Source organism: Sinorhizobium sp. CCBAU 05631, assembly GCF_002288505.1.
Classification (GTDB): Bacteria; Pseudomonadota; Alphaproteobacteria; order Rhizobiales; family Rhizobiaceae; genus Sinorhizobium; species Sinorhizobium fredii_C.
Genome location: NZ_CP023063.1, coordinates 2,422,282 through 2,438,617, shown reverse-complemented (window position 1 = coordinate 2,438,617; position 16,336 = coordinate 2,422,282). Strand labels below are relative to the sequence as shown.

Sequence of the window (16,336 nt, the reverse complement as noted above, 5' to 3'; positions counted from 1 at the left end):
TTTGCTTTCGGCCCCGCTGCGCCGAGCCGCCGGGTCAAATCACCCGCACTTCCGGGATGGCGACGACGAAGCGGCCGCCCCAGCTGCGAATATAGGCATGCGCATCGACGATCTCGTCGGTCAGGTTCCAGGGCAGGATGACCACGTAGTCGGGCTTCGCCGCCTCGAGCCTGGCCGGTTCGTAGATCGGAATATGGCTGCCCGGCGAGAGCTTGCCCTGTTTCAGGTCATTGCGGTCGACGATGAAGTCGATATCGGCCGAGGCCACGCCGCAAACATTGAGGAAAGTATTTCCCTTGGCGGCCGCGCCATAGGCTGCCACCCGCTTGCCCTCGCTCTTCGCCTTTTCCAGAAAGGCCCGAAAACCCGCGCAGACGGCGGCGATCCGTTTGCCGAAGGCGACGTAGGCCTCCATATCCGCAAGGCCGGCTTTGGCCTCGTCCGCCCGCACCTTCGCAAGCCCCTCGGTCGCAGCCCGTGTGCCGGTTGCCGGCTGGGCGAAGACGCGCAGCGAGCCTCCGTGGGTCGGCAATTCCTCGACGTCGAAGACCTTCAGGCCGCTGGCCTCGAATATGCGTTCGACGGCCACGAGCGAGAGATAGGAATAGTGCTCGTGATAGATCGTGTCGAACTGGATGCCCTCGATCAGGCGCAAGAGATGCGGGAACTCGAAGGTCGCGACGCCGTCCGGCTTCAGGAGGATCGCGAAGCCGCCGACGAAATCGGCGATATCCGGCACATGGGCGAGGACATTGTTGGCGGCCGTCAGGTCGGCGCGGATGCCGCGGCCGACGAGCTCGTTGGCGGTGTCGCGGCCGAAAAAGGCGACATGGGTCGGCACGTTGCGGCCTTCGGCGATCTTGGCGGCATTGCCGGCCGGCTCGACGCCGAGCACGGGTATCCCTTTGGCGGCGAAATATTGCAGCAGGTAGCCGTCATTCGAGGCAACCTCGACGACCTGCGACGTGCCTTCAAGGCCGAAGCGTTCGGTCATCTTTTCGGCATAGCGCCGCGCGTGGTCCAGCCAACTCGTCGAGAAGGACGAAAGATAGTGATAATCGGCGTTGAAGATCTCGTCCGCCGGCACCGTTTCGGTGGTCTGGACGAGCAGACATTCCGAACAGACCATCACCTTCAAGGGGAAGGCTTTTTCCCGCGCGATCGCTTCCTTGCTCGGCTCCAGAAACGAGTTCGACCAGGGTGTGACGCCGAGGTCGGCGACAACGGTTTCAAGCGGGCTCGAGCAGAAGCGGCAGGAGTGAGACATCAGCGGCCTTTCGTGAATGCGTCGATCTGATCAAGCGTCAGCGGCAGTGCGGCTTTGCCTTGGCGCCAGCCGTCGTACCAGCGGGCGGTCCATTCGATCGCCTGCCGCTGGGTAAACCGGGCGCGCCAGCCGAGGCTTTCGCCGGCAAGCGCCGGGTCGAGGCCGAGCGTCTGCATCTCGCGGGGTTGCTTTTGCGACGAGACGTCGTCCCATTCGGGTTCAAGCCCCATGGCCGCCTGGATGGCGTTCGCCACATCGCGCACGGGGATCTGCGGTTCGGCGGGCGAGGGGCCGAAGTTCAGGGCATCGACCGCGCTCGCGCCATTATAGATCGCTTCGGCGAAGAGGAAGTAACCGTTCAGGCAATCGAGTACGTGCTGCCAGGGGCGCGTCGCGAGCGGGCTGCGGATATTGAGCCTGGTGCCGGAAAGGGCGGCGCGGACGATATCCGGCACCAGCCGATCGGCCGAAAAATCGCCGCCGCCGATCACGTTGCCGCCCCGCGCCGTGGCGATGCGGATGCCGCGCTCTTGGAGAAAGGCGCTGCGCCAGGTCGCGACCGCCACCTCGCAGGCTGCCTTGGAGCCGGAATAGGGGTCGTGTCCGCCGAGCGTATCGCTCTCCCGGAAGTGCCTGCCGCTCTCGTCGTTGCGGTAGACCTTGTCGGTGGTCACAACGAGGATCGCCTTCACCGAGGGAACGTCACGCGCCGCCTCAAGCAGCCGGATCGTGCCCATGACATTGACGGCGAAGGTCTCGGCGGGCGTCGCATAGCTCTCGCGCACCAGCGGCTGGGCCGCCATGTGCAGGATGATCTCCGGCTCGCTCTTGCGCAGGACGGCGGCAAGCGCCTCGCCGTCGCGGACGTCGCCGAACTGCCCGTCCGGCAGCCCGTCCGCATGGAGAAGCGCATGCAGCGACGGGTCGGAAGCGGGCGGCAGGGCGTAGCCGGTGACCGCTGCGCCCATCTTCTTGAGCCACAGGCCGGCCCAGCTGCCTTTAAACCCGGTATGACCGGTCAGCAGGACGCGCTTTCCCTTCCAGAAATCCGGATCGGGCAGGCGGCTCATGACCAGAGCTTCCAGGGGGCGCGGTTCTGCTGCCAGAGCTCCTCGAGCTGGTTCTTGTCGCGCAGCGTATCCATCGGACGCCAGAAGCCGTCATGCGGGAAGGCCATCAGCTGGCCGTCGCGCGCCAGCGCCTCGAGCGGCGCGCTCTCGAACGCCACGTGATCGCCATCGATGCGGTCGAGCACGGCGCGGTTGAGCACGAAGAAGCCGCCATTGATCCGGCCGTTGTCGCCCGCCGGCTTCTCGATGAAGCTCTGCACCTTGCCGGAGTCGATCGCCAGCGCGCCGTAGCGTCCCGGCGGCACGACGCTGGTGACGGTCGCCTCGCGGCCATGCCGAAGGTGGAAATCGGTGAGCGCCCGGATGTCGATGTCGGCGACCCCGTCACCATAGGTGAGGCAGAACGTGTCGCCGAGATATTCGCCGACGCGCTTCAGGCGCCCGCCGGTCATGGATTCCGCCCCGGTATCGACGAGCGTCACCCGCCAGGGCTCGGCCTTGCTCGAATGGTAGATCGTCTCGCCCGTGGCCATGTCGAAGGTGACGTCGGACAAGTGCAGGATGTAATTGGAGAAATACTCCTTGATCATGTAGCCGCGGTAGCCGAGGCAGATCACGAAATCGGTAAAGCCGTAATGGCTATAGATCTTCATGATGTGCCAGAGGATCGGCCGACCGCCGATCTCGATCATCGGCTTGGGCCTCAGGTGACTTTCCTCGGAGATGCGGGTGCCGTATCCGCCGGCGAGAATGACGACCTTCATGCCCTAACCTGCCTCTACCCAATCTGCCGCCCTTATGGCCGGCGTTCCGGCGGTTCATTGGAGCATTTTCAGCCTGATTGCAACAATTGCGGTGCCGGAACCGGGTTGGTCGGCTCTGCCGGCTAACCCGAAATGAGTATGCCGCCCGGCGGGCGGCGTCGCTTGCCGGGTGCCCGGCAAAGGCGCAGAATGCCGCGCGCTGGGGCATGGTTCACCGAGGGAGGATCGAATCATGAATGATATGAGCCTCACCAATCTGCAGGCAGGAAAGACAAGCATTAGCGCCGCGGCCGTCGAGGTCCTTGCGGGGCGGCTGCGCGGCCGCGTGCTGGACGGGCGCAACCCGGCCTATGACGAGGCGCGCACCGTCTGGAACGCGATGATCGACCGCAGGCCCGGCCTGATCGTGCAGGCGGCCGGCGCCTCCGACGTCATCAATGCGGTTCGCTTCGCGGCGGAGAACCAGCTGCTCCTCTCCGTCCGCGGCGGCGGTCACAATATCGCCGGCAATGCGGTTTGCGACGGTGGACTGATGATCGACCTCTCGCCGATGAAATCGGTGCGCGTCGACCAGACGACGAAGCGCGCCTGGGTCGAGCCAGGCGCGACGCTTGCCGACGTCGACAAGGAAACCCAGGCCTTCCGCCTGGTGCTGCCGACCGGCATCAACTCGACCACCGGCATCGCCGGCCTGACGCTCGGGGGAGGCTTCGGCTGGACCACGCGCAAATTCGGATTGACGATCGACAATCTCGTTTCGGTCGATGTGGTGACCGCCAATGGCGAGCTGCTGCGCGCCAGCCAGACGGAACACCGCGATCTCTTCTGGGCATTGCGGGGAGGTGGCGGCAATTTCGGCGTCGTCACGGCCTTCGAATTCGCGCTCAACGAACTCGGCCCGGACGTTGTCGCGGGGCTGGTCGTGCATCCCTTCGCCGATGCCGAAAACGTCCTCAGGCAGTATCGGCAGGCCCTGGAAAACGCTCCGGACGAGCTCACCTGCTGGGTGGTGATGCGGCAGGCGCCGCCGCTGCCCTTCCTGCCCGAGGAATGGCATGGGAAGGAGATCCTCGCGCTCGCGATGTGCTATTGCGGCGATCCCGAAGCAGGCGAGAAGCCAACCGCGGAGTTGCGTTCCATCGGCGAGCCGATCGCCGATGTCGTCGGTCCCGTTCCCTTCGTCGCCTGGCAGCAGGCCTTCGATCCGCTGCTTTCGCCCGGCGCCCGCAACTACTGGAAGAGCCATGACTTCATGGAGCTTTCCGACCAGACGATCGGCATCCTCACCGATGCGATCCGCCAATTGCCGGGGCCGGAATGCGAGATCTTCATCGCCCATATCGGCGGCGCCGCCGGCCGGGTTGCGGTGGAGGAGACCGCCTTTCCGCAGCGCAATTCACATTTCATCATGAACGTCCATGCCCGCTGGCGCGAACCCTCAATGGATCAGGCCTGCATCGCGTGGGCACGCCGGCTCTTCGAGGCGGCCAAGCCCCATGCAGCCGGCACGGCCTATATCAACTTCATGCCGGAGGACGAGGGCGACCGCGTCGAGGCGGCCTATGGCGGCAACTACCGTCGCCTCGTCGAGGTCAAGCGCCGCTACGATCCCCAAAACCTGTTCCGGATGAACCAGAACGTGCGGCCGAGCGAACTGGCCGGAGCGGCATGACCAAGGGTTACGCAAGCTGAAGGAGAGGCCGCATGGATGACCGATCGGTCCGTGACCTTTTTCGCCGCGCGGCCGATCACGCCGCGCGGTTTCGCGAGACGATCTCCGATCGCCGGCAAGGCCCTGAGGTCTCCTATCTCGGATCGCTTGATGCGTTCCGCGAAGCGGTTCCGGAGGAGGGGACAGCCGGCGCCGAGGTGATTGATACGCTTGCCGCCAAGGCGGAGCCCGGGCTTCACGTCATGACCGGCCCGCGCTTCTTCGGCTGGGTCATCGGCGGTTCGCATCCGGTCGGGGTCGCGGCCGACTGGTTGACCAGCGCCTGGGGCCAGAATGCCGGTAACCACCATGCCGCTCCAGCGGCCGCGGCAGCGGAAGCGGTCGCCGCGGGCTGGCTGCTCGACCTCCTCGCCCTGCCGCGGACATGTTCCGTCGGCTTCGTCACCGGGGCGACGGTGGCGAATTTCGTCTGCCTTGCCGCGGCGCGCGGCGAAGTCTTGCGGCGCGTCGGCTGGGACGCCGAGGCGCAGGGTCTCTTCGGCGCGCCGCCGATCACCGTGCTGATCGGCGACGACGCCCATGCGACGGTTTTCTCCGCACTCCAGTTTCTGGGCCTCGGAAACGACCGCGTCATTCGCCTGAAGACCGACGAATTCGGCCGGATCAGCGTATCGGATTTCGAGGACCAGTCGGCCAAGGTCACCGGCCCCGCAATCGTCATCCTCCAGGCCGGGCAGATCAACACCGGCGCCTTTGACGATTCCGCCGCTCTCATCCCCGTCGCCAGGCGAATCGGCGCCTGGGTCCATGTCGACGGCGCCTTCGGGCTCTGGGCCCGCGCCTGTCCGCCGAAGCGCGCGCTCGCTGACGGAGCCGATGAAGCCGACTCCTGGGCGACGGACGGCCATAAATGGCTGCAGACGCCCTATGATTGCGGCTACGCCATCATCCGCGACGAGGAGGCGCATCGCCGGGCGATGACGATCGCGGCGAGCTATCTGCCGCCGAGCCACGAAGGCGAACGCGACCCGAGCCATTTCGTGCCGGAATTGTCGCGCCGCGCCCGCGGCTTTGCTACCTGGGCGATGATCAGGCATCTCGGCCGAAGAGGCATCGCCGCCATGGTCGAGCGCCATTGCCGGGTCGCCCGCGCCATGGCCGAGCGGCTGAGCGGCGAAGAGGGCATCACCGTCCTGAATGAGATCGTGCTCAACCAGTTCATGCTCCGCTTCGGTGCGGGACGACCGGACGAGGAGGCCGACCGGCTGACGCAACAGACAATTGAAAGGCTGCAGGCCGACGGCGTCTGCTTTGCCGGCGGCGCCAGCTGGCGCGGACGAAAGGTGATGCGTGTCTCGGTCATCACATGGCTGACCTACGACAGCGCTGGAGACACGGCCGCGGACGCGATCATCGCCGCCTGGAGGGCTGTCAGAACGACCGGCGAACGCGCCGGCTCGTGACCGCGGCATCTAGGCATCCACATTCCCGCGCCAGCGGAAGGATCCAGCGGCGTCGAACGGATCGCGACCATAGCGGGGAACCTCTCTGCCGCGGCTGTGGTTATCAGCTTTTGGAACGGGCGCAGGACGACCGCGACGGCTTGGCCGTGCCAAGGCCGTCCAGGCCGCTTCACCCGGCCAGTTTGACTTTGATCGAACGGGAGGAGGAATTCCCATGTCACCGATGAGACCGCCAATCGCGGCCGCGCTTGCCGCGCTGATGATCGTCAGCCCTTTGAGCTTCGCCGCCGCGCAGACGCCCGCGCCCCCTCCGCCGGCGGCGCAAGCGCCCGATCAGGAACCGCCCGACCGGGATCAGGACACCCAGGCGGATCAGCCGGACATGCAGCGCGACGACGGTTGGCGCGACGGCAGGCGCGGCGAGCGCATGCGCGACCGGATGCGGCACGGCAACCGGATGCGGGCCGGAATGATGCACCGGCAGATGATGAAGATCATGTTCGCCATCACCGATGCGGACAATGACGGCGCGCTCTCCTTCGAGGAGATCAGCACCATCCACAAACGGATCTTCGACAAGGTGGACGTCAACCGCGACGGCAAGGCGACGCCTGAGGAAATCCAGGCCTACTTCCACAACTAGCGACCGTCCGCTACGTTCCTTGCTGCAGGGCCGGCCGTCACCGGCCCCAGGATGTTGCGAGGGCGGATGACGTCATTCAAGTTGAAGCGCGTCTACGAGGCGCCGGAAGCGTCGGACGGCACGCGCATCCTCGTCGACCGCCTCTGGCTGCGCGGCGTCGCCAAGGACAAGGGGCGGATCGACCTCTGGCTGAAGGACATCGCGCCCAGCGACGCGCTGCGCAAGCGCTTCCACGGAAAGCCGGAGGACTGGGAGGCGTTTTGCGAAGCCTATGCCAAGGAGCTCGAAGGCGAGGCGGCGCAGGCGGCGGTGAAAGAGCTGCGCGATCAGCTCAAGAAAGGGCCGGTGACGCTGCTCTATGCGGCGCGCGACGAGAGCCATAACAATGCGGTGGCGCTGAAGGCGTGGCTGGAGAGGGATCAGTAGGAAGCACGCGTTTGCGGTGATGCCGCCCGTGACGAGGTGAGCCAGACACCGAACAGTGTCACTGTCAGGCCAAGGAACATCAGCATCGAAAGTGGCTCGTCGAACATCAGCCATGCCCAGAGCATCGTCACCGGTGGGCTGAGATAGAGCACGCTACTGACCTCCGCGGCGGCGTAGAGTCGAAGGCTCATATAGTAGATGCCGTAGCAGAAGAAGGTCGAAAACAGCACCAGCCAAGCGATGCCACACTCGAAACGGCCGTCGAGAGGCGGCATCAGCTCACCATTCCATCCGGCGGCAGCCGCAAAGAGGACCGCTGCCGTCAGGCACTGGATGCACAGGGCTTGGTGGATGGGCATGTTGATCCTTCCCATTCGCTTCTGTACCACCGTTGCCAGTGCGAAAACCAGCATTGAGGCAACCGTCAGGACGTAGGCCCAGATCGGCGCCGTTCCGAGACTTACGCTGTCGGCCGAGGCGATAAGCACTCCGATCGCGCCGAGAGCCGTACCCGCCCATTGTCTTCCGCTCAATCGATGCCCCAGAACCGGCTGCGACAGGGCTGCAATGGCGAGAGGGACAAGATCCGATATCAGTGCCACAAGTCCCGTCGGCACCCGCTGGCCGATGGCAAGCGCAAACCCGCCCAGATAGAGGAACATCATCGCCACGCCGAACACCACCTGCTGGACCACGGCGCGTGCGCTGATCCGTGGTCCGATCAGGAGGGCGAATGGCAGTAAGATCAGTCCCGACATAAGGGTCCGCCAGAACAGGACCAGCATCACGTCGGCGTTCTCGCTGGCATAGCGGATTCCGAGGAAGCCGGAACTCCAGCTTGCGACGAGTGCTACTGCCATGATCGGCCATAGGAGGCGATGCGGTCGGGTCTGGAAAGCGCGCACTGTCATGGGGCCTCTGTAGATTTCAAGGAGCTCGCCCGTTGCGCCGGAAGCGCGTCGTGGGCGGTATTCCCGAGAGATCTATGTCAACGGCCATATTTCCGCACATGACAAATTTCGATGAGGCCATGAACAGGGCAAGAAATTCGGCATAAGAATTTGCCTTAATGCCGACTTTGCGTCAGAATTTGACACCTAGCTTCATTTGTGAATGGGGATCGTCATGGCTGGGGTGATGACGCGCCGTCTGGATGTCGACTCTTTGCGGGCGCTTGTCGCGATCGAGAAACACGGCGGTGTCACGCGCGCGGCCGAGGTTCTGGGCCTGTCGCAGTCTGCCGTCAGCCACAAGATCAGGCGATTGGAAACGAGCCTCGATTGCGAAATTCTCAGCCGGAAACCAAACGCGCCGATATTCACGACGGCTGGTCAGGACCTTCTGGTTTATGCGCGGCGCATTCTGGGCATCCATGATGAGGCAATTCTGAGCCTGTCGAAAAGTACCCTGCAGGGCAAGATCGCGCTTGGAATGACCGAGGATACGACCTGTACCGACCTGTCGCGCATCCTCGGCCGGTTTCGCCGGCTCCACCCGGAGGTGACGGTCCGCACGCAAGTGCGCATGAGCCTCACCCTGCAGGCACTGCTTGCCGAAGGGGCGCTCGATGCCGCCATCATCCAGGTGTTCCAGCACGAGGTCCGGCCGACCGATCTCCTGCTCTTCCGCGAGACCCTGCATTGGGTCAAATCGCCCGAGCTGACCTTGCCCAAGGGCGGGGCAATCCCGTTCCTTTCCTTCGATGACAACTGCTTCTATCGGCGCTGGGGCATCGACCTCGGGCAGGACGAGGGAACGGTGTTCGAGACGGTGTTCGAATGCTCAAGCGCGGCGGGGATCACCGCGGCCGTCACCTCGGGGCTCGGCGTCGCGCTTCTAAGTCAGCGGCACCTCAGAGCCGACATGGAGATCATCGACAAGGACTTTCCCAAGCCCCCGGATCTCGCCTACGTGGTCCGGCGCGCCCGCAAGCCGCGGAACACGGCACTGGAAACGTTGGTAAGGGAGATTGAGGCAGAAGTCAGCCGTTATGGGAGGCTGCAAATTGCGGTGTGAGAGGTTTCATGGTGTCGCCGGAGTGGGGATGGACGGCCACCCTCGGATCTCTCGCGGGGATCGGATGGCATCACTCCGGTTGAAGTGCGACAACGAGGCGTCGGAGGCGGGGACGGGACGCGCATCTCGTCGACCGGCTATGGCCGCGCGACATCCATCCGGCCTTATTTCAACGAAAGAACCACCGGTCCCGCGACCGGGTCGGTCACGCCCAATCCGCCGCCCAGGTCCTCGAGCGACTCGCGGAAGCTGTCGAGCGTGGCGATCATCTGAGGCCGACTGGAGGCCAACGCCTCCATGCTCTCCCACTCGACGATGATGCAGTAGCGCCCTTCACCGGTCTTGACGATGTTGGCGTGCCGCATGCCCGGCCAGCTCGCCGCGATGTTTCGGTGCGCGTCGAGGAAGCCGTCCTCCATGCCGGGCTTTACCTTGAAACGAACGACGTTGAACGCGGTCATGATTGCCTCGGTGGGTGAGTGAGACTGCAAGAGGAGCCGGTATGTACTGGGGGTGATAGTCTCGGATCGACTCCGGTGCCTGCTTCACAATAGCGTAACTCAGGGAGGCGAATAGTGCAAAAAGCGAACCAAGTGCATTTGCAGATTAAGAATGGAGGTCGCCTGATTTGGCGAAGGCTACGGTTTCAACAAGCCCCATAATCGCACTCCAGCGCAGTGTAATGCTCGGACAGTGTGGTATCGCGGTTCCGCTGTAAAGATGCGACTGGAACCTATGCCGGCGAACCGGAGCATGGGCAACACTTCTCGCTTGCGCGGGAGGAGTTGACGCCGTGGAGAGCGACTTCGGTGATGGAGGAACCCTCGATTTGTCGCCCAGCTGGGCGACGTGTGCCGGGAGTTCGCCATCTCGCGCTAGACCGGCTACGAGATCTTCAACCGCTGCAAGACTGACGGCCTGGATGATCGGTGGCGCGTGCTGGCGCACTGGGTGGGAGACAGGAAAACTGGCGCACCCGACAGGCGTATTCGGGCGTCATGGCCCTGAGCTTCAGGAGGAAGAATAAGTCAATGAGTAGAAGGCCTTAGGCGTCTCCTGAAGTGGATGTATCAAAGACTGTGTGTACCAGCCCTTGTGCCGATCGGTGTACCTGCCGCTGTAGGTGATGACAAGAGCTCAAGGCTCATAGACGAGAGTTCAGCGTCTCAGGCTGGTTCATTCCGCGTTCTCGCAGGTTCGGACGGTTGGCTAAATGTTCCGGTATGTTCGCTGCAACCCGGCATCCTTGGACAAACACGCAGCGCGGGTACTTGTAGGCTTTCACCTTCAACCATTCTTCGTATAGTGGGACAGCAATGCGGTACGAGGGGCGAGGAATGGTAGTCGGGGAAGATCGGCCGGAGAGTGATGTCTTGGACGTATACCAAGCGTTTTCAATCGCGCGTGAGTGGATCGATAATACGATTGAACAGCCCTCGGTCCTCGGTCACTCACAGACCCGGTGGCTGATGGATGACCTTGGTAAGTTATGCGTTCACGAAACGATACGACATGGAGAAGGCGAGGGCCAGCTTTGTGCGCGCCTTGTTAGCGCATGGGATATCGTCCACAGCATCTGGTTTGCGCTCGCTCCGAGCTACGCGACCAGCTTTCGTTCCGATGAAGAGGAACAGGACCGAATAGACAAGGCGCGCCACGTGATTTGGCACCGCAGAGACCCATTGAAGGCATACCGGGAGGGATACAACAGTCCGTCTCAAACAAGCTTCCATCCCGAAGACTTTGCTCAAACAGTCGCGGATTATCTTGAGCAATCATGGCTCCGGCATCCGTTCATCGACTGGGTGATCGTGGATGCCACCGTTAGCCGTGAGCTGTGCAGTTATGGGGAGGAACTCAAGAAGCATTGGCTTCCTGGCCGCCGCGATTTCGTGGGGATGCATCATCGTTACTTCAAGGCCGCCGGCAACTTGGAGGTCATGAGCAAGTTCGACTGGAACGAAGCGTTCGAGCGATGGAATGCGTGGTTCTGGTGCGGACTTGGCCTCCCCGTAGGGGCGATCTGGGCGGCATTCCACTTTAACTACTCCGATCTCGGGTGGTGGATAGCGGGTATCTACGTGACCATCGTTCTCTTGGCTCTCACGCTGGGTGTCGTCCGGCTGCTCGGGAGGGTTCTCCGGTGGGCCAGAGGAAAGCCTGACCCCCGAGAGAGACCGTTCGAACTTTGGACAGAGATGTATGAAGTATGGAGAAGGCTTGAGGGTCCCGTTATCAACCCGCAACGAGTGCGAGATGCTATGCAGGCAACTACCGAACGAGGTGCGGTGTGGGACAGCGCGACGTGGTCTGTTATCGACCGCGTAATCGGTATAGACCCAGCCGTCTGGGTTCCTCATCCTCAGGGCAGATGAACGTTAAAGGAGCTTCATCTGCCTTGCTGCCGGGCGATGTGCCTTCACAGCGATAATGGCCCGATCCTTCTTAAGTCCATTCGAGGTTATCGTCTGGCGCTCACGAACATCGCAGACGAGATAGTCACCCTTTGAGAATGAAATCTCGCTGTTGGCTACTTGTTTCAGGAATTCGGCGTCCTCAATCGACACGCTGAAGGGTTCACCACCGTCCGTAACACGCCACTTGTTATCATCCTTGAAGCTGAGGGGGACGATCTGAAGGTTCATCTGCCGAACTTCGTCAAGTAGTTCTTCGTCAACCTGAGGCGGAACATCAAACGCAGCAAGATCGGCCTGTGTATATTGAACTTCTGGCTCCCCGGGCGTCTTGGTCGCAACGCTCTCGATACCGGTTTTTCAGTACAGAAATGAACTTTTTAGCTCCCTCCCTTACCGAGAGGTCTTCGGCCAGTTGGCGCGTTTTGTGTTGCGTGATGACGTAAGTGTCCCCGATTTGAACGGAAACCGCGTCTTGATCACGCTCTATCTTATCGGGCTTCCGGCCGTTCAAGAACTTCAGAAGTGCAAACAATCCCACGAACGGCGACCCGGCGAAGGCCACTGCCCGGAGGATCAAGTTTGTGAGGTCTTCGGCCGCTGCAATGCCGTCCTTATTTTCGGCGGCAAAGGTCAGATAACTTTGAAGCGCGTCTTTAAGTGCCTGAGCAACGGAGAGGTCGAGCTGTCCGTCTGGGACCAAGCCGATTGGCTGTCAGGCCGCGACATCACCGCTGATCACGACGAAGGCCCCCGGCTGGTGGACCGAAGGCCGACGAAAGCGCGAGATCGAGGGGGCCACCGGGGGAACTGCGCAGTTCCTTCTATCTGATCTGGGGTCAAATTATTTCGCACCAGAAATTCCGGCCCCCTCCAACCAGACCACGTCTTCGAGCCTCCATCGCTGCCATCAAGCGGGACAGGATCAAACCCTGATATGGCAGTGACGGAGGCGAGAGCATGCGCCTGATGGGAGGGGACGCCTGCCCAGATTGGGCACCTGAGCATTGGGCAGTCCGGTGCTAAAACGGCAGGTCCATATCGGGGTCGGACGGCTGCTGCGGCTCGAAGTCTTCGGGATCATCAACTTCGTTTCCGTCTTGATCACGTAGGGTGACCTGCAGCCCGTACTCCTCCAGCATCCGTACAGCCACGTCAGGCGTCATCCTGCCGAGGATGTGCCGGAACGCCTTGGCCGTGATCTCTGGCCGCTTGGCCAGCATTTTACCGAACTCATCACCGAGCCTGTCCACCATCTTCATCGCTTCGGCCTCCTGCCAACTGCTGTTGTACTCGCGATCATCTTCGCCTTGTCCGTGCTTCCACTCCTGATGGGCCTCATACCAGCTACGAATCTGCCTCGCCCTCACGCCGAGTTCACGCGCGGCTTTCCTCATGGTGTCAATCGTGCCCTTGGAGATTGTCGTGCGGGCGATCAACTGCGCCTTAGATAGCTTGCCGAGTTCGTCAGCATGAACCACGAGCTTCCACGCATAGTCGGCGCGTTCTTGATAGGTAAGCTGTAGATTGATCTGGTTGTTCGCCGTCTCAGCGAACCTGATGGCGTCATCTACCGTGCCCTTGAAGAACTTCACCGGCACAGGCGCTCTCCGGTTCCAACGCCGGAAGGCTTCGAGACGATGATGGCCGTCAATAACGATGACCGCTCCTCCACATCGCCAGACGCGGATAGGGTCAATCGTGCCGTGGATGGACAAGAGCTTCACGAGATCGCTCACATGGCGCTCGTTCACCGTGGTGTCCCTGATCTGGAATACCTGGGTGAGTTCCTTCAAGTCTCGTTGAGCGAGGTGAGTAGGCTCGACCTCCACCTGCTCAGTCTTCTTCTCGACGCGGCGAAGGGCCTCAAGCGCCGGTGCGAAGGGTTGTTTATGGATGTCAGTCGGCAGCGTTTCGCCACCTTGGTCTACCTGTGCGTCCATCTGGAACGTCCTCGTTTCGTTGGTCATGATGTTGTTCTTGTCGACTGCGTGCTCCCTCGGGTGGCCCTGAAAAAGACGATCTCCCCGAACCGTCAGGGGCAAGGAGACCGTAAGCAGGACCAACGAGGGATGTGATGAAGCTCATCACGCCGCACTCCCGACAGTCGGGTCGCCATGACGTGGCGGTGCGGTAGGCTGGCTACGCCAGTCTGAAGGGGGCTGACCGGGGCCAGCGGGGGACAGACGACTGCTCTCTATCCTAATGGTAGTGGCAATCGAGCGCTCGTTTCTATCCGTATGCTGGGGGCAATCGAGCGCCTGTCTTTATCTGTATGGGTGGGGTAATTAGAGGTTGGTGATTTCGCCCGTCACAACCGAGAACACCTACTGACTGGGTGGCGGTGGTCAGCTCACACGCCAATGCGGTTCTTTCTTTATAGTGGTGGCAATCGACCGACCATCCGTCCCCGCCTCTCCACGGTCGATACGTCGGTCAAAAAAGCAAAGCCCCCGCAGATCGATCAACGGGGGCCGTGAAGGTCACCTGATGGGGACTGGTCAAGCCGCGTTCGGTAGCTGATCGTCCAACGTCGGCCGGCGATTGATAAGGCCGCTTCTTCTCCAGCAGCCAGTGCCGGAACTCACCTGTCGGAAGCTCGAGCCATTGATGGCTATCATACGTGAACTCTCGGCTGTTGGTCTCGATGTAGAGATAGGACAGGCCGCAAGTCTCGATAGTGATCGGACGACGGAACACGGTGACTGAAATACGCATGTGAAAACCCGCTGAACGCGAAATGCAGGGCGCTTAGACCCACCAGTCACAGACCGGCCTTCTTTGTTGCGGCGTATCGACCGTGGAAGCGCTTCGACGACCTCGGATGATGTGCAGGAGCGGGGACGGTGAGCGGCGCTCTACTGGCCGGGACAAGCGGCTACTCCACCTGCCAAGCCTTCTCCATCGCCTTGGTCAACGCCTTAAGTTTCGCCAGCCGTCCCCCGTAAGTGCCTTCTCCGACACCGGCATTCAGATGGCCCAGTATGGCGTTTCTATCGACCGCGCTTACCTCGGCGATCACCAGCCTGTCGCTCATCCCGTGCCTGAGTGAATGGACAGTGTGCTTCTTGTCCTTGGTCTTCAGCCTGATCCACTTCATGAGCGTGGCGGAAGCAGTCGTCGGTCCAAGCTCACCGGCATAGCGGGGGAACAAGGATGAACCATCTCTCGTCAGTTTCAGCGCTTCCTCAGCAGCCCCTTTAGCATCGCCAACAATCGGCACTTCACGAGCAGACGACTTTTGGTCTTCAAGCGTCTCCCTTCGTGGGCCGCGATCTTCAGATGGGGCAGATGGCTCGATACATCAACGTCCTCTACCCTCAGGCCTGTGATCTCAGCGAGACGGCAGCCGGTGCCACGAAGTAGACGCCAGATCAGCCTGAGGTCGTCATTAGCACCTGCCTGGACGGCCTCACCTACGGCGATCTCGATAGCTTCAGGAAGCGGGTGTCGGGCCTCACTCTCTGCTTCGACAGACTTGGGAAGTTCGAGACCCGCGAAGGGGTTGCGAAGGGCAGGGTCTTTCTCCTTGATCCACAGAGACCAGATGCCCTTCAGCGTGTTCAGTTCGCGCTTGACCGAGGAAGGCTTGAGGCCTTTGGCCTTGATATAATGATCTCGAACCTGCTTGGCGTGGTCTCTCGTCCATTCAGAAAGGGCAGGGACGGTGGGGGCTAAGGCCTCCTCAGCAGCGCTAATGATCCTCTCGACCCTCAGCAGCTTCTTTCGGTATTCAAGATCGTTCCCGTGTAGGCGCTCCGATACGTAGAGCTTCTTGGCGTCCGAGAGCGTGGCCAGAGGTGGCTGTAGAGGGCGACCTTGGATAGCCGCTATCCTGATCGTGTCCTCCTCGTCGTCGATGATTGGACGGCCAGTCTCCTCGTCCTCAGGGTATCGAGCAGCGATCGTCTCAGCCACGATGGACGCATGGTCGGGATCATCGAGACCAAGGGCTTCGATCTCCTCCATCAGCTCGTGGTAGCGCTCCAGCTTGGTCACTGTCTCGAGACCAGACGCTCGACGCTGGGCCTTCTCATGCTCCCTGTGAGCGCGGGCAAGTGCCTTCTCAGCGGCGGCGTGGACAGCCGGATATTTCTTCAGCGCCTCCTCTCTGGTCCGTCCAAGTGAAGCCTTGATCTCGCCCTTACCGATGAAAGGCTTCAGTTCCGGCGAGACCCTTCGACGGTAATGGAAGGTGCTTCTATCGCGAGTTGGTTCTTGGACGTAGAGCAAAGTTAGCCCCATTGTGTGTCTCCCTGTGGACCGAGCGGTGTACCAGAGGAGCGCTTAAGAGCCTGCAAACATTGACTTTATTGGCCTATTAAGAAGCTGATGGCGCACCCGACAGGATTCGAACCTGTGACCTTTGGAATCGGAATCCAACACTCTATCCAGCTGAGCTACGGGTGCATCCGTTGGCGGCCAAGGCCGCCGAAGCAGGCTGTGAGCGGTTCTTAGCCTAGCTTGCGTGCCGCTTCAATGGCCAATTGCAAGAGAGTGTAGGGGAAATTCGATTTCCGCGCGGAAGCTGTGGTCGCGGTGCATCGCTCGGCGTGCGCCCGCCGTCCCAAGAAAAATGCCGCATCCCGGGGGATGCGGCA

Annotated in this window: 17 protein-coding genes and 1 tRNA gene; 7 read left to right on the top strand and 11 right to left on the bottom strand. The window is 61.8% G+C overall.

Annotated features, from left to right (window positions below; all coding sequences use genetic code 11):
* Nucleotides 1-34: 34 nt before the first annotated feature.
* The 3 genes from SS05631_RS11945 to rfbF are packed head-to-tail and all read right to left on the bottom strand — an operon-like array spanning nt 35 to nt 3,101.
* The gene (locus SS05631_RS11945) at nt 35-1,267 is read right to left on the bottom strand and encodes a class I SAM-dependent methyltransferase (RefSeq protein WP_083853882.1); all 1,233 of its coding nucleotides are present in this window, start codon (nt 1,265-1,267) and stop codon (nt 35-37) included.
* A complete protein-coding gene (gene rfbG / locus SS05631_RS11940; protein ID WP_037414725.1) occupies nt 1,267-2,337 on the bottom strand; it encodes a CDP-glucose 4,6-dehydratase in 1,071 nt (356 codons plus the stop codon). The genes SS05631_RS11945 and rfbG overlap by 1 nt, the downstream gene beginning before the upstream one ends.
* Nucleotides 2,334-3,101 carry a glucose-1-phosphate cytidylyltransferase gene (gene rfbF, locus SS05631_RS11935; RefSeq protein ID WP_037414727.1) on the bottom strand — a complete coding sequence of 256 codons (768 nt, stop codon included), beginning with the start codon at nt 3,099-3,101 and terminating at the stop codon, nt 2,334-2,336. Before rfbF ends, rfbG begins: the two co-directional genes overlap by 4 nt.
* 232 nt (nt 3,102-3,333) lie before the next feature.
* On the opposite strand from rfbF, the gene SS05631_RS11930 reads away from it, so the two are divergent.
* The 4 genes from SS05631_RS11930 (at nt 3,334) to SS05631_RS11915 (ending at nt 7,305) form a co-directional block, all read left to right on the top strand.
* Entirely contained in the window at nt 3,334-4,773 is a 1,440-nt protein-coding gene (locus SS05631_RS11930) for an FAD-binding oxidoreductase (protein ID WP_037414729.1), read from the top strand.
* 32 nt (nt 4,774-4,805) lie between these two features.
* Nucleotides 4,806-6,236 carry an aspartate aminotransferase family protein gene (locus SS05631_RS11925; protein WP_037414731.1) on the top strand — a complete coding sequence of 477 codons (1,431 nt, stop codon included), beginning with the start codon at nt 4,806-4,808 and terminating at the stop codon, nt 6,234-6,236.
* 214 nt (nt 6,237-6,450) lie between these two features.
* Complete coding sequence (locus SS05631_RS11920) at nt 6,451-6,879, top strand: EF-hand domain-containing protein (RefSeq protein ID WP_037414732.1); 429 nt, start codon at nt 6,451-6,453, stop codon at nt 6,877-6,879.
* Nucleotides 6,880-6,945: 66 nt separating this feature from the next.
* Nucleotides 6,946-7,305 carry a DUF488 domain-containing protein gene (locus SS05631_RS11915; RefSeq protein ID WP_037414734.1) on the top strand — a complete coding sequence of 120 codons (360 nt, stop codon included), beginning with the start codon at nt 6,946-6,948 and terminating at the stop codon, nt 7,303-7,305.
* Here SS05631_RS11915 and SS05631_RS11910 read toward each other — a convergent pair.
* The gene (locus SS05631_RS11910) at nt 7,299-8,231 is read right to left on the bottom strand and encodes a DMT family transporter (protein WP_162109072.1); all 933 of its coding nucleotides are present in this window, start codon (nt 8,229-8,231) and stop codon (nt 7,299-7,301) included. The two genes, SS05631_RS11915 and SS05631_RS11910, sit on opposite strands and share 7 nt — an antisense overlap.
* A 199-nt stretch (nt 8,232-8,430) precedes the next feature.
* Between SS05631_RS11910 and SS05631_RS11905 the strand changes: the two genes are divergently transcribed.
* On the top strand, nt 8,431-9,321 hold the full coding sequence (locus SS05631_RS11905) for a LysR family transcriptional regulator (RefSeq protein WP_037414938.1): 891 nt from the start codon (nt 8,431-8,433) through the stop codon (nt 9,319-9,321).
* A gap of 164 nt (nt 9,322-9,485) precedes the next feature.
* On the opposite strand, the gene SS05631_RS11900 is transcribed toward SS05631_RS11905, so the two are convergent.
* Nucleotides 9,486-9,782, bottom strand: coding sequence for an antibiotic biosynthesis monooxygenase (locus SS05631_RS11900; RefSeq protein WP_037414737.1), 297 nt, complete (start codon nt 9,780-9,782; stop codon nt 9,486-9,488).
* Between the two features lie 912 nt (nt 9,783-10,694).
* Here SS05631_RS11900 and SS05631_RS11895 point away from each other — a divergent pair.
* Nucleotides 10,695-11,696 (top strand): hypothetical protein, encoded by a 1,002-nt coding sequence (locus SS05631_RS11895; RefSeq protein ID WP_157213150.1) that lies wholly within the window; start codon nt 10,695-10,697, stop codon nt 11,694-11,696.
* 3 nt (nt 11,697-11,699) lie between these two features.
* Here the strand turns inward: SS05631_RS11895 and SS05631_RS11890 are convergent, their stop codons facing one another.
* Complete coding sequence (locus SS05631_RS11890) at nt 11,700-11,966, bottom strand: hypothetical protein (protein WP_050988178.1); 267 nt, start codon at nt 11,964-11,966, stop codon at nt 11,700-11,702.
* 244 nt (nt 11,967-12,210) lie between these two features.
* On the opposite strand from SS05631_RS11890, the gene SS05631_RS30995 reads away from it, so the two are divergent.
* Complete coding sequence (locus SS05631_RS30995) at nt 12,211-12,567, top strand: hypothetical protein (protein WP_157213151.1); 357 nt, start codon at nt 12,211-12,213, stop codon at nt 12,565-12,567.
* A gap of 190 nt (nt 12,568-12,757) precedes the next feature.
* Here SS05631_RS30995 and SS05631_RS11880 read toward each other — a convergent pair whose 3' ends face one another.
* The 5 genes from SS05631_RS11880 to SS05631_RS11865 all read right to left on the bottom strand — a co-directional run bounded on the left by SS05631_RS11880 (nt 12,758) and on the right by SS05631_RS11865 (nt 16,145).
* A complete protein-coding gene (locus tag SS05631_RS11880) occupies nt 12,758-13,705 on the bottom strand; it encodes a ParB N-terminal domain-containing protein (RefSeq protein ID WP_157213152.1) in 948 nt (315 codons plus the stop codon).
* Between the two features lie 466 nt (nt 13,706-14,171).
* Complete coding sequence (locus tag SS05631_RS30990) at nt 14,172-14,453, bottom strand: hypothetical protein (protein ID WP_157213153.1); 282 nt, start codon at nt 14,451-14,453, stop codon at nt 14,172-14,174.
* A 160-nt stretch (nt 14,454-14,613) separates the two neighbouring features.
* Nucleotides 14,614-14,889 carry a hypothetical protein gene (locus SS05631_RS11875; RefSeq protein WP_037414740.1) on the bottom strand — a complete coding sequence of 92 codons (276 nt, stop codon included), beginning with the start codon at nt 14,887-14,889 and terminating at the stop codon, nt 14,614-14,616.
* Nucleotides 14,890-14,912: 23 nt separating this feature from the next.
* Nucleotides 14,913-15,980: a hypothetical protein gene (locus tag SS05631_RS11870; protein ID WP_037414741.1), complete on the bottom strand. Its 1,068-nt coding sequence runs from the start codon at nt 15,978-15,980 to the stop codon at nt 14,913-14,915.
* 88 nt (nt 15,981-16,068) lie between these two features.
* Nucleotides 16,069-16,145 (bottom strand) — tRNA-Arg (locus SS05631_RS11865).
* Nucleotides 16,146-16,336: the final 191 nt, after the last annotated feature.

What these genes read in the sequence shown, in the direction of transcription:
- SS05631_RS11945 (WP_083853882.1), bottom strand. Translation starts at nt 1,267, where the DNA reads ATGTCTCACTCCTGCCGCTTCTGCTCGAGCCCGCTTGAAACCGTTGTC.
- SS05631_RS11920 (WP_037414732.1), top strand. Translation starts at nt 6,451, where the DNA reads ATGTCACCGATGAGACCGCCAATCGCGGCCGCGCTTGCCGCGCTGATG.
- SS05631_RS11900 (WP_037414737.1), bottom strand. Translation starts at nt 9,782, where the DNA reads ATGACCGCGTTCAACGTCGTTCGTTTCAAGGTAAAGCCCGGCATGGAG.
- rfbG (WP_037414725.1), bottom strand. Translation starts at nt 2,337, where the DNA reads ATGAGCCGCCTGCCCGATCCGGATTTCTGGAAGGGAAAGCGCGTCCTG.
- SS05631_RS11890 (WP_050988178.1), bottom strand. Translation starts at nt 11,966, where the DNA reads ATGAACCTTCAGATCGTCCCCCTCAGCTTCAAGGATGATAACAAGTGG.
- SS05631_RS11930 (WP_037414729.1), top strand. Translation starts at nt 3,334, where the DNA reads ATGAATGATATGAGCCTCACCAATCTGCAGGCAGGAAAGACAAGCATT.
- SS05631_RS11925 (WP_037414731.1), top strand. Translation starts at nt 4,806, where the DNA reads ATGGATGACCGATCGGTCCGTGACCTTTTTCGCCGCGCGGCCGATCAC.
- SS05631_RS11880 (WP_157213152.1), bottom strand. Translation starts at nt 13,705, where the DNA reads ATGACCAACGAAACGAGGACGTTCCAGATGGACGCACAGGTAGACCAA.
- SS05631_RS30990 (WP_157213153.1), bottom strand. Translation starts at nt 14,453, where the DNA reads ATGCGTATTTCAGTCACCGTGTTCCGTCGTCCGATCACTATCGAGACT.
- rfbF (WP_037414727.1), bottom strand. Translation starts at nt 3,101, where the DNA reads ATGAAGGTCGTCATTCTCGCCGGCGGATACGGCACCCGCATCTCCGAG.
- SS05631_RS11870 (WP_037414741.1), bottom strand. Translation starts at nt 15,980, where the DNA reads ATGGGGCTAACTTTGCTCTACGTCCAAGAACCAACTCGCGATAGAAGC.
- SS05631_RS11915 (WP_037414734.1), top strand. Translation starts at nt 6,946, where the DNA reads ATGACGTCATTCAAGTTGAAGCGCGTCTACGAGGCGCCGGAAGCGTCG.
- SS05631_RS11905 (WP_037414938.1), top strand. Translation starts at nt 8,431, where the DNA reads ATGGCTGGGGTGATGACGCGCCGTCTGGATGTCGACTCTTTGCGGGCG.